This is a genomic window from Alphaproteobacteria bacterium (assembly GCA_035625915.1).
Classification (GTDB): Bacteria; Pseudomonadota; Alphaproteobacteria; order JACZXZ01; family JACZXZ01; genus DATDHA01.
In genome coordinates this window covers 1-11,933 of record DASPOR010000200.1, presented here as the reverse complement: position 1 = coordinate 11,933, position 11,933 = coordinate 1, and the positions used below count along the sequence as shown (strand labels likewise).

The following is an 11,933-nucleotide window of genomic DNA, read 5'->3' as shown; positions in this document are numbered from 1 at the left end:
ACCCTCTCGTAAATTTCCATCAAGTGCTCGCGCTGCTCGAACGCCCAGAGAAACGGGGTCATCGCACCCACGTCCATCGCAAAGGCGGGGAGATTGAGCAGATGGTTCAAGATGCGCGTAATCTCGGCGAAGAGCACGCGGACGTATTTCCCGCGCGGCGGAGGCTCGATCCCCAGGAGCTTCTCGACGGCGAGCGCATAGGCGTGCTCGAGCGACATCGGCGAGACGTAATCGAGACGGTCGAAATACGGAACGGCCTGCAGATAGGTCTTGTACTCGATCAGCTTTTCGGTACCCCGATGGAGCAGGCCGATATGCGGGTCGGCGCGCTCGATGATTTCGCCGTCGAGTTCCAGCACCATGCGCAACACGCCATGCGCCGCCGGGTGCTGCGGCCCGAAGTTCAACGTCATATTCTTGATTTGGACGTCGGCCATCAGTGTTTCTCTCCGCCCTCTCGGTCACTCGCCTTTTCGTCACCGGGCAATACCACTTTCGTCATGCCTTCCCACGGGCTCATGAAGTCGAACGTGCGGAACTCCTGCGTGAGCTTCACCGGTTCGTAGACAACCCGTTTCTGCTCGTCGTCATAACGCACCTCGACGTATCCCGTCAGCGGAAAATCCTTCCGCATCGGGTGACCGTCGAAGCCGTAATCGGTGAGAAGCCGGCGCAAATCGGGGTGGTTCTCGAAGAAAATCCCGTAGAGATCCCATGTCTCTCGCTCGAACCAGTTGGCGACGGCGTAGACCGGGACGACTGACGCGACCGGCGTTTCCTCGTCGGTTTCGACTTTGACGCGGACGCGGCGATTGTGCGTGAGACTCAAGAGATTATAGACGACGTCGAAACGCTCCCGTCGATCCGGATAGTCCGCACCGCATAAATCCACCAGCAACTGAAATTCGCACTTCGCGTCGTCGCGCAGGAACGTGAGAACTTTGACGATCGCTTCGCGTCTTGCCGTCAGCATCAGTTCGCCGTGCCGGATCTCGATCTTCGAGATATCGCCCGGCAATGCGGCTGAGACGTAATCGCCGAGCTCCTTGAGTGCGTTATCCATGACCTGATCCGAAAGAGACGAGCGATTGTGCGGCTAGCGCGCGATCGTGCCCGTGCGTCTGATCTTCTTTTGAAGCTGCAGGATCCCGTAAAGCAGTGCTTCGGCCGTCGGCGGGCAACCCGGAACGTAGATATCGACCGGCACGATGCGATCGCAACCACGCACGACCGAATAGGAATAGTGATAATACCCGCCACCATTGGCGCACGAACCCATGGAGATCACCCAACGCGGCTCGGCCATCTGGTCGTACACCTTGCGCAAGGGGGGCGCCATTTTGTTGGTCAGCGTGCCCGCCACGATCATCACGTCCGACTGGCGCGGGCTTCCGCGCGGTACCACGCCGAAGCGATCGAGATCGTACCGGCTCATATAGGCGTGCATCATCTCGACAGCGCAGCAGGCAAGCCCGAATGTCATCGGCCAAAGCGAGCCCGTGCGCGCCCAGTTGACGAGCTTGTCAAGCTGCGCCACGACGAAACCCTTATCCGTCAGCTCGTCGGTCACCGTCTTCAAGAGCGCGTCCTGCTCCGGGCCGGGACCGGTGGCTCGTTCCGGAAGGGTGGCAATGCCCGAGCGTTCTATTCCCATTCCAACGCCCCCTTTTTCCACTCATAGACAAAACCAATGGTCAGCACCGCGAGGAATACCACCATCGACCAAAATCCGAAGACCCCGATTTTCCCAAGCGTCACCGCCCATGGGAACAAAAACGCGACCTCGAGATCGAAGATTATGAACAGGATGGCCACGAGATAAAAGCGCACGTCGAATTTGCTGCGGGCGTCGTTGAACGCCTCGAAACCGCATTCATATGCGGAAAGCTTCTCGGAATCAGGCCGCTGGTGCGCAAGGATAAATGACGCGAGCAAAGCCGCCGCTGCAATGGCCACGGCTATGCCGAGGAAGATCAAGATGGGGAGATATTCCTTGAGTAAATCTTCCATGATCGATACCTGCGAGGAGCACCGGCAGCGCCCGGCCAGGCCGGTGTGGGGATCGCCATTCTCGGGCCACGCATGCCGGCCGGCCGATGGAGGAGACGGGGCCAGCCGCTTGCGACGGCGGTACTATAAGAATAGGTCGTGACAAAGAAAAGCACAGTTTCGGCACCGGCACCCTGTGGTCCGCGCCAGGGTGCTGGAGCGCGGGCGACAAATGGCTTGCCGCCTCGGTGCCGCATCGACTTGATCGCAAACTTTCGGGCCAAGGATGGCGGGAGCGACGGGGCTCGAACCCGCGACCTCCGGCGTGACAGGCCGGCGCTCTAACCGACTGAGCTACGCCCCCGCTGATAACGGATTGGGCGCATGCATTTAGACCAGCACCCCCACAGTGTCAAGCGACAGGCGACCGAGGGGTGCCAGAGGGAAGCGGACCCGGCCGATTATGTCATCGCTCGTTCGCCGCGGACCGCGATTGCGTTCTGAGATTCCGTTTTGCGTCTTGTCCCGAGCCGCCGCGCGTGTCCGGAAGGGCCTGCCTCGGCGGTGCATTCGAAGGGAGTGCGGTTGACAACACGGCAAGGGGCAAGAACATGGGCGCGGTGCCGACGAGAATCCAGCCCAGCAAATAATGTCCCCAATGCTGAAGATAACGATCCACGGTCCTGGACATGCATTCCACCTTTGGGCGCGTTGACGGTGTAAATTGCCGATCCGTCTACACGCTGCGGTGCCAAAACGCGACGGCAACTGGACCCGCACCGAGGGCGATCCGGCGACGGCGGCGGGCAAAATCGCCGTGTCTTGCTCATTTTCCCGCCAGCTTGTGTTTAATTGGTTAACGCCCGCTATCCAAGCGAAGGGGGTTGTGCCGATCGATGCCCGGTCATCTGGCGTTTGCAACCCAGAATAGGCGTGCTGGGATCGGCAGTCGCGGCTCGTTCGTTCGCCTGCTAAGTATCAAGCTGGCCGAGGCGCTGTTTGGATGGGTACTCGTCAGCCAGCATGCTGAGAATTTGGATGGTGGGCGCTGACGGACTCGAACCGCCGACCTACACGGTGTAAACGTGCCGCTCTACCAACTGAGCTAAGCGCCCCCTCTTGTCGTGACCGCCGCTACTTCGAAGAATATTAGAAAACTTCAGAGAATGAAAATCGTTGCTTGTCGGCCCGATACGAGCAGCTCGAACGCGCCGCCCCGTAAACCAAGCCAACTTGAACGGCGCCAATCCTCGTCGGCAGAAATTCGCGCCCCGGAGCCTCTTGCACGGCGCTCCAAAAATACACGAAGTCGGCTGCCCGTTGGAGCAGCCGACCCTAGCGCGCGTTCGTCGTCCTAGTTGACGGCTTCCTTCAATCCCTTACCCGCCGAGAATTTCGGGCGCTTCGAGGCGGGAATTGTCATCTTCTCCCCGGTCCGCGGATTGCGGCCTTCCGATGCCTTGCGCTTCGCGACCGAGAACGTGCCGAAGCCGACGAGACGCACTTCCTGCATCTTCTTGAGCGACGCGGTGATCGACTCAAACACTGCATCCACGGCTTTGGTGGCGTCGGATTTCGATAAGCCAGTGTTAGCTGCGACGGCAGCGACAAGATCGTTCTTATTCACCTTGAGCCCCCTTCTGGAGTGGAAGGTACAGCACGACTACCAGACTTGTGCACGCAGAAACGCGCGCATCTTAGTCTTACCACCCCATGCCGTCAATTGAAGAGGGCGAGTTTTCCCCAGGAATTCCGCCATTTTTCACGGATTCCCGAGTCGCGACTCGGGAATCCGTGCGATGTCGATCTAGTGCGTGACGATGCCGCCGATTTCGTCCGGCTTCGACTTTCCCGCGACGGCTCGCAACTCCGCCTCCTCGTCCCACTCGATCGGGACAAGCGGTTTGACGAGCGCCACCCTCAGCACTTCGTCGGCCGTGCTCGCGGGAATGAGGTTCATGCCACGTTTCACGTTGTCGGGAATCTCGGCAAGATCCTTCTCGTTCTCCCGCGGAATGATCACGGTCTTGATTCCACCGCGAAGTGCGGCGAGGAGTTTTTCCTTGAGCCCGCCAATCGGAAGCACGCGACCGCGCAGCGTGATCTCGCCCGTCATCGCAACATCGCGCCGCACGGCAACACCCGTGAGGACCGAAACGATCGAGGTCAGCATCGCGACACCCGCGGAGGGGCCGTCTTTGGGTGTAGCCCCCTCCGGCACATGGACGTGGATGTCGCGTTTCTCGAAGACCGTCGGCTTGATGCCGAATTGAGGTGCCCGCGCACGGACGAACGAAGCCGCCGCTTGCACCGATTCCTGCATCACGTCGCCGAGCTTGCCGGTCGTCATCATCTTGCCCTTGCCAGGCAGCATGACGGCCTCGATCGATAGAAGCTCCCCGCCCACCTCGGTCCAGGCGAGGCCCGTCGTGATGCCGACAAGATCCTCGGACTCGACTTCGCCAAAGCGAAACCGCCGCACGCCGGCGAATTTCTCCAAATTACGCGTGTTGACCTCGACCTTCTTCGCCTCATCCGAAAGGATTTTCTTGATCGCCTTGCGCGCGAGATTGGCGATCTCGCGCTCGAGATTGCGCACGCCGGCCTCACGCGTGTAATAGCGGATAAGGTCGCGAAGAGCCGTTTCCGAGATCGTCCACTCTTCCGCCTTCAGGCCATGCTCCTTGATCTGCTTCGGAAGGAGATGGCGCTGCGCGATCATGACCTTCTCATCCTCGGTGTAGCCGGGAATGCGAATGATCTCCATGCGATCCAAAAGCGGCTGCGGCATGCGCAGCGTATTTGCCGTCGTGACGAACATCACGTCCGACAGGTCGTAATCGACCTCGAGATAATGGTCGTTGAAGGTGTGATTTTGCTCGGGGTCGAGGACCTCGAGCAATGCGGAGGACGGGTCGCCGCGCCAATCCGCACCCAGCTTGTCGACCTCATCCAGGAGGAAAAGCGGGTTCGACGATTTGGCCTTTTTCATGCCCTGGATCACCTTGCCGGGCATCGAGCCGATATATGTCCGGCGATGACCTCGGATCTCCGCTTCGTCGCGCACGCCGCCGAGCGACATGCGCACGAAATTGCGCCCCGTGGCGCGCGCGATCGAGCGGCCGAGGGACGTCTTGCCCACACCGGGCGGCCCCACGAGGCACAGGATCGGGCCCTTGACCTTGTTCATGCGCTGCTGCACCGCGAGGTACTCGACGATGCGCTCCTTCACCTTCTCGAGGCTATAGTGATCCTCGTTGAGGACCTTCTCGGCGAGCTTCAAATCGCGCTTGATCTTGGTGGGTTTCTTCCAAGGTATTGAAAGCAGCCAATCGAGGTAGTTGCGCACGACGGTCGCTTCGGCCGACATCGGACTCATGGTGCGGAGCTTCTTGAGCTCGGTCAGAGCCTTCTCGCGCGCCTCCTTCGACAGCTTGGTCTTCTTGATCCGCTCCTCGATCTCGGAGGCCTCGTCGCGCCCTTCCTCGATCTCGCCGAGTTCCTTCTGGATCGCCTTTAATTGCTCATTCAGGTAATACTCGCGCTGGGTCTTCTCCATCTGGCGCTTGACCCGGTTGCGGATGCGCTTTTCGACCTGGAGCACGCCGATCTCGCCCTCCATGAAGGCGAAGATCTTCTCGAGGCGCGCCACCACGGTCGGCGCCTCCAACAGCTCCTGCTTCTCCGGAATCTTGAGCGAGAGATGGGACGCCACCGTATCCGCGAGCTTGCTCGGCGTATCGATCTGATTGATCGAAACCAGGACCTCGGGCGGTATCTTTCGGTTGAGCTTGATGTATTGCTCGAACTGCGCCACGACGGAACGGGACAACGCCTCGATCTCTTTGTTGTCGCCGTCTTCCTCCGGGATCACCTCGGCGTAACACTGGAAGAACTCGGGGTTTTCAGTGAAGCGCACGATCCTCGCGCGCTGTGTGCCCTCGACCAGGACCTTCACGGTCTGATCGGGCAGCTTGAGGAGCTGCAATACCGTGCCCACCGTGCCGACTGAAAATATATCAGCCGTCGTCGGGTCGTTCTGGGACGCATTCTTCTGGGCGACAAGCAGGATCTGCTTGTCCTCCTTCATGACGTCCTCGAGGGCGCGCACGGACTTCTCTCGGCCCACGAAAAGCGGAACGATCATATGGGGAAATACAACAATATCCCGGAGTGGAAGGACCGGGAATACATTGCCACGCTGAAGTTCTAACATCCTACCTCGCGACCGGCTAAAGCGCCGGCTTTCAGTATACTATATGCTCACAGCCCCGTTCGACCGCCCCCTTAGGTGGCATCGGTCGATCGAATGATCAAGTGGAGGCGAAAGATGCCTGCCCACAAGCCGGTGAAATCGGCGCTTTGAATTGGGCCGAAAGGCGCCCCCGCCATGCCTTCGGGCTCAGGCGCTCGTGCCGAGGTCGCTTTGCCGGTCGGCGTAGATATGGAGCGGTTTGGCACGTCCGTCGACCACCTCGCGGTTGATGATGATCTCTTCGACGCCATCGAGACTCGGCAAATCGAACATGGTGTCGAGCAGAATGCCCTCCATAATGGAGCGCAAGCCGCGCGCGCCGGTCTTGCGTAGGATCGCCTTCTTCGCGATCGAACGCATCGCGTCCTCGGTGAAGCCGAGCTTGACCCCCTCCATTTCGAAGAGGCGTTGGTATTGCTTGACGAGCGCATTCTTCGGCTTGACGAGGATTTCGACGAGCGCGTCCTCGTCGAGATCGTCGAGGGTCGCCACGACGGGCAGGCGTCCGATAAATTCGGGGATGAGACCGAACTTGAGAAGGTCCTCGGGCTCCACGTCGCGCAACACTTCACCGGTCTGCCGCTCCTCCGGCCCCCGCACGTCGGCGCCGAACCCGATCGAGGAGCCGCGCTGGCGCTGTGCGATGATCTTTTCGAGCCCTGCGAAGGCGCCACCGCAGATGAAGAGGATGTTGGTCGTGTCAACCTGGAGGAATTCCTGTTGCGGGTGCTTGCGCCCGCCCTGCGGCGGCACGCTCGCCACCGTGCCCTCCATGATCTTCAGAAGCGCTTGCTGCACGCCTTCGCCGGACACGTCGCGCGTTATCGACGGGTTGTCGGACTTGCGGCTGATCTTATCGACCTCGTCAATATAGACGATGCCGCGCTGCGCACGTTCGACATTGTAGTCGGCGGCCTGAAGCAGCTTGAGGATGATGTTCTCGACGTCCTCGCCAACGTATCCCGCTTCCGTCAGGGTTGTCGCATCCGCCATGGTGAACGGCACGTCGATAATGCGCGCGAGCGTCTGCGCGAGCAGCGTCTTGCCCGAACCGGTCGGACCGACAAGGAGGATGTTCGACTTGGCAAGCTCGACGTCGTTGTTCTTCGCACCGTGCGCGAGGCGTTTGTAGTGATTGTGGACCGCAACCGAAAGCACTTTCTTCGCGTGGGTCTGGCCGATGACATAGTCGTCGAGGACAAGGCGGATATCGCGCGGGCTCGGCACGCCGTCGCGAGAACGCACCAGCGTCGTCTTGTGCTCTTCGCGGATGATGTCCATGCACAGCTCGACGCACTCGTCGCAGATGAACACCGTCGGACCCGCGATGAGTTTGCGCACCTCGTGCTGACTCTTTCCGCAGAAAGAGCAGTACAAAGTATTTTTTGAGTCGCCACCCGAAGATTTGTTCATTCCCACACCGTCGAGAGAGGCACTACCCGTCCACAGCTACCTTATGTTAACGAGCGGCGCCAGACGGGACAACGTCTAAAAAGGCCGATTCCCGAGCGGTCGGCTTCTGAAAAGGCCAAACCGCGTCAGTCTTTGGCCTTGAGCCGTGCCCGCCGCAGGGCACAGTCTTGCGCCCGACTACTCAACATTCGGTTAATCGGGAGGCGTCGGGTGCAGCGCAAAAGAATTAAGCCTTGACAGTTGCATCCGCGTCCGCTGGCAGCGGGCGGCTTACCACCACTTGGTCCACAATGCCGAATTCCCTTGCCTCGTCTGGCGAGAGAAACTTGTCGCGCTCAACCGCTTGTTCGATCACTTCGATCGGCTGGCCGGTGTGCTTGACGTATATTTGATTGAGCCGTGTTCTGAGACTGAGAATTTCGCGCGCCTGGATTTCGATGTCGGTCGCTTGACCCTGAGCGCCGCCGGATGGTTGATGAATCATAATCCGCGCATTGGGCAGAGCATAACGTTTGCCCTTCGTTCCCGCGGCGAGAAGGAGCGAGCCCATGCTCGCCGCCTGGCCGACGCAGACGGTCATGATGTCGGGGCGCACGTACTGCATGGTGTCGTAGATCGCGAGGCCCGAGGTCACCACCCCACCGGGCGAGTTGACATAGAACGCAATATCCTTGCTCGGATTCTCCGATTCAAGGAACAGCAGCTGCGCGCAGATAAGGCTCGCAACCGCATCGTTCACCGGTCCCGTCAGGAAAATGATCCGCTCCTTCAATAGCCGGGAGTAAATGTCGTAAGAGCGCTCCCCCCGACTGGTTTGCTCGACGACCATGGGGATCAGGTAGTTCGCCTGGGTATCCATCTTGTCAGCCATCTAACGTCCGTTCCTTCCTCGATCCTCGAACTCGCTCAGATATCGATTCTAGCGGATCATCGCTTTTTGTCATGCCTGCGAATGCGATCATCCAGCATCTGGGTTCCCGCCTCCCGTTTGGCTCCGACCGGAGTGACGTGACATGCAAACAACTCGGCAGTCGAAGGCCGCGCGAACGTGTTCGCGGCGAACCTCATTCCTCCTTAGCTTTGGCAGGTTTCTTGCGCTCGCTTTTCTTCCGGGTCGAAGGACTTTTGGCACCTTTCGTTTCCACCGCCGCGTCGCCCTTCGCTTCGTCCTCCGGCTCGGCGAGAAGTTCGGCAATTGAAATCCGCCGCTCTTTCGGTTTGGCAAGTTCGACGATGAAGTCCACGACCTTGGCCTCGAAGATCGGCGCGCGAAGTTGCGCCACCGCCTCGGGCGAGTTCTTGAAATACTCCAGCACTTTCCGCTCTTGGCCAGGGAAACGGCGCGCCTCTTCAATCATCGCGCGATTTACCTCCTCGGGTGCAACAGCAATATTGTGTCGCTGACCGACTTCGGAAAGGAGCAGCCCCAAACGCACGCGCCGCTCCGCGATTGCGCGATATTCGGCCTTGAGTTCGTCGTCCGTTTTAGCCGTATCCTCGGGATCGAGGGTGCCGCCCTTACGGCCCTCCTCGATTTGACGCCAGATCTGCTCGAATTCCAGGTCCACCATGCCTGCGGGCACCTGAAAATCGTGCGCGGCAGCGAGCGCGTCAAGAAGGGCGCGCTTGAGGCGCTGCTTCGAAACATCGGCATATTCGCGCTCGATCCTCTCGCGCACGGATTTGCGAAGTGCTTCAAGGTTCTCTAGTCCCATGTCCGTGGCGAGCCGTTCGTCGATCGCCGTGGCCAAGGGAATCCGTACCTCCTTTACGGCGACCTCGAACTTTGCCGGTTTGCCCGCGAGTTCCTTCGCGGGGTAATCCGCGGGAAAGGTCACATGGACCGTAAGCTTTGCCCCGGCGGCCGAGCCCACGAGCTGATCCTCAAAACCGGGGATGAATTGGTTGGCGCCAAGCTCGAGGAAATAACCCTCGGCCGAGCCGCCGGGAAATTCCTTGCCGTCGACCGTGCCGTTGAAGTCGATCACCACCACGTCGCCTGCCGCGGCCTTATGGCCGTCGGGTGCTGGCTCGTTCCGCTTTTGCTGCTTGGCAAGACGATCGAGGGCGTCATCGACGTCCTTGTCCGCGATGTCGGCCACCAAGCGCTCGAGTGTGAGCGCGGTAAAGTCCATCGGTTCGATTTTGGGCAGCACCTCGAACGCCATCTTGTATTCGAGGTCGGTACCCTTCTCGAACGACGTTACCTCAATCTTGGGCCGTAACGCCGGCTTCAAGCCATGGTCGGTGAGGGCGCGCTCGGAGCTGTCGGAGATCGCTCGCTCAACAACCTCACCGAGAACCGAATCGCCGTAGCGTTTCTTCAGGACCGAAAGCGGCACCTTGCCCGGCCGAAATCCCGGAATACGCACTTGATTTGCGAGTTCGCCCAGACGGCGATCGATCTTCTCCTCGAGGTCCTTGGCGGAAAGCACGACCTTCAATTCATGCTTGAGGCCATCGACAGTGGTTTGCTTGACTTCCATAAATCGTCTCGACTGTTCGTGAAATTAGACGGCCCGACTGCGGACCATACCTGCCGTCGGCTGAGCGGTCGGCACGCGGCCCGCATCCCCTCGGTGACAATGCCCTCCCCAGCACCTGGTGCGGGCGGAGGGACTTGAACCCCCACGACCTCGCGGCCACCAGGTCCTAAGCCTGGCGCGTCTACCAATTCCGCCACGCCCGCGACGCAAGGCGCTATCGCTACCTGCTATCGCCGGAAGCGTCAATGTCTCAGACGCAGGGCCGATCTATTAAGGCCTCGGGCCGCGGGGTTCAAGGGGTACACGAGCGCAAACCGCGATTAATGTCCCACGGCCGCCAACGAACGCGACCGACGGCAATCGATAAGAAATAGGATGAACGTGCGCCCGATCAAGTTCACGCCGCGATCGAGTTAGAGCCAACGAGCCGAAAATTCGGCTGGTTATCGAGGGTGCAAATTGGGGGACTACGCCCGATCTCGCCGCCGCGCGATAAGCACTCCGGCGGCGGCGTCGAGGATAGCATCCGTATCCAGGTGGTATTTGCTGTACAGGGCGGGAATGTCCCCCGATTGACCGAAATGTTCGACGCCGAGGGACGCTGCCCTGTGCCCGTGGACCGCCCCGAGCCAGGAGAGCGTTGCCGGATGGCCATCGAGCACCGTCACCAAAGCCGCATCCGGCGCCAGTGTCGCAAGGAGCCGCTCGATATGGGAGCGGGCCTGTCCTTCACCCGCCTCCCGCGCGCGCCGCGCCGCCATCCATTCGGCGTTAAGACGGTCGGCGGACGTGACGGCGAGGAGGCCAGCGCCCGGAACGTCTTCACTCGATTGCTCCCATGCCGCGATCGCTTCCGGTGCCACCGCACCCGTGTAGACGATCGCAAGTTCAGCGCCCGGCCGCGGCGGCTTCAGCCAGTAGCCGCCCGCGATGACCTCGGCGCGCAGGTCGCTGTCAATCGCCCGCTCGATCTGGGCGATCGAGCGGGTCGAAAGGCGCAGGTAAACGGAACCGCCCGCAGAATCGCGCAGCCAGGAGAATCCCGGATGGGACTCGCGTACCGGATTGTCTCCGCTTCGCTGCATGTAATCGAATGCCCAGGCTATGACCGTCGCAAGCTCGTCGGCAAAGGCAGGTTCGAACGCCGCCATGCCGTCCTGGGCGATGCCGATCATCGGTGTGCCGATCGACTGGTGAGCGCCACCCTCCGGCGCAAGCGTGATCCCGGATGGGGTCGCCACCAGAAGAAATCGCGCGTCCTGGTAGCAGGCGTAATTGAGCGCATCGAGGCCACGCTGAATGAAAGGATCGTAGAGCGTGCCGATGGGCAGCAGCCGTGCGCCGAACAAGGAATGGCTGAGGCCAAGTGCGGCGAGCATCAGGAAAAGATTGTTCTCCGCGATGCCGAGCTCGATATGCTGGCCTTGGGGTGACTGGACCCAGCGCTGTGCGGAGACGACCTGCTCCTCCTTGAAGGGGTCAGCCAACGTCTCGCGGTCGAAGATGCCCCGGCGATTGACCCAAGGTCCGAGATTGGTCGAAACCGTCACGTCGGGCGATGTCGTGACGATCCGTTCGGCAAGTTGCGAGTTGCTGCGGGCGATATCGTTCAGGATCTTGCCGAAGGCTTCTTGGGTAGACATGCTGCGTTCGATCTGGAGCGGAAGGCTTGTGGGCACATCGATTCGCCGAGCCTCGTATCGACGGGGGTAGCGCGTCGCGAACGGTATGCGATCGAGAAACCGCTGCAATGTCTCGCGCGGGAGGGACAGTCCGGCGAAACGCTCCCA

General features: G+C 60.4%; 10 protein-coding genes and 3 tRNA genes. All 13 read right to left on the bottom strand.

The window, feature by feature from the left end; translation table 11 throughout:
- Positions 1-437, bottom strand: a 437-nt coding sequence (locus VEJ16_15545) for an NADH-quinone oxidoreductase subunit D (GenBank protein ID HYB11076.1), incomplete at its 3' end; no start/stop codon positions are given.
- A complete protein-coding gene (locus VEJ16_15540) occupies positions 437-1,063 on the bottom strand; it encodes an NADH-quinone oxidoreductase subunit C (protein HYB11075.1) in 627 nt (208 codons plus the stop codon). The genes VEJ16_15545 and VEJ16_15540, both read right to left, overlap by 1 nt.
- 33 nt (positions 1,064-1,096) lie before the next feature.
- Positions 1,097-1,654: an NADH-quinone oxidoreductase subunit B family protein gene (locus tag VEJ16_15535; GenBank protein ID HYB11074.1), complete on the bottom strand. Its 558-nt coding sequence runs from the start codon at positions 1,652-1,654 to the stop codon at positions 1,097-1,099.
- Positions 1,645-2,010: an NADH-quinone oxidoreductase subunit A gene (locus tag VEJ16_15530; protein ID HYB11073.1), complete on the bottom strand. Its 366-nt coding sequence runs from the start codon at positions 2,008-2,010 to the stop codon at positions 1,645-1,647. Before VEJ16_15530 ends, VEJ16_15535 begins: the two co-directional genes overlap by 10 nt.
- Before the next feature lie 266 nt (positions 2,011-2,276).
- Positions 2,277-2,353, bottom strand: a tRNA-Asp gene (locus tag VEJ16_15525).
- A 675-nt stretch (positions 2,354-3,028) separates the two neighbouring features.
- Positions 3,029-3,104 (bottom strand) — tRNA-Val (locus tag VEJ16_15520).
- Positions 3,105-3,343: 239 nt separating this feature from the next.
- Positions 3,344-3,616, bottom strand: coding sequence for an HU family DNA-binding protein (locus VEJ16_15515; GenBank protein ID HYB11072.1), 273 nt, complete (start codon positions 3,614-3,616; stop codon positions 3,344-3,346).
- A gap of 180 nt (positions 3,617-3,796) precedes the next feature.
- A complete protein-coding gene (gene lon, locus VEJ16_15510) occupies positions 3,797-6,205 on the bottom strand; it encodes an endopeptidase La (GenBank protein ID HYB11071.1) in 2,409 nt (802 codons plus the stop codon).
- A gap of 186 nt (positions 6,206-6,391) precedes the next feature.
- Positions 6,392-7,657, bottom strand: a complete 1,266-nt coding sequence (gene clpX, locus VEJ16_15505) for an ATP-dependent Clp protease ATP-binding subunit ClpX (GenBank protein HYB11070.1) — start codon at positions 7,655-7,657, stop codon at positions 6,392-6,394.
- A 226-nt stretch (positions 7,658-7,883) separates the two neighbouring features.
- Positions 7,884-8,528, bottom strand: coding sequence for an ATP-dependent Clp endopeptidase proteolytic subunit ClpP (gene clpP / locus VEJ16_15500; GenBank protein ID HYB11069.1), 645 nt, complete (start codon positions 8,526-8,528; stop codon positions 7,884-7,886).
- A gap of 193 nt (positions 8,529-8,721) precedes the next feature.
- Positions 8,722-10,143, bottom strand: coding sequence for a trigger factor (gene tig / locus VEJ16_15495; protein ID HYB11068.1), 1,422 nt, complete (start codon positions 10,141-10,143; stop codon positions 8,722-8,724).
- A gap of 116 nt (positions 10,144-10,259) precedes the next feature.
- A tRNA-Leu gene (locus VEJ16_15490) sits at positions 10,260-10,346 on the bottom strand.
- A gap of 264 nt (positions 10,347-10,610) precedes the next feature.
- The coding region (locus VEJ16_15485; GenBank protein HYB11067.1) for a transketolase at positions 10,611-11,933 on the bottom strand (1,323 nt) is incomplete at its 5' end.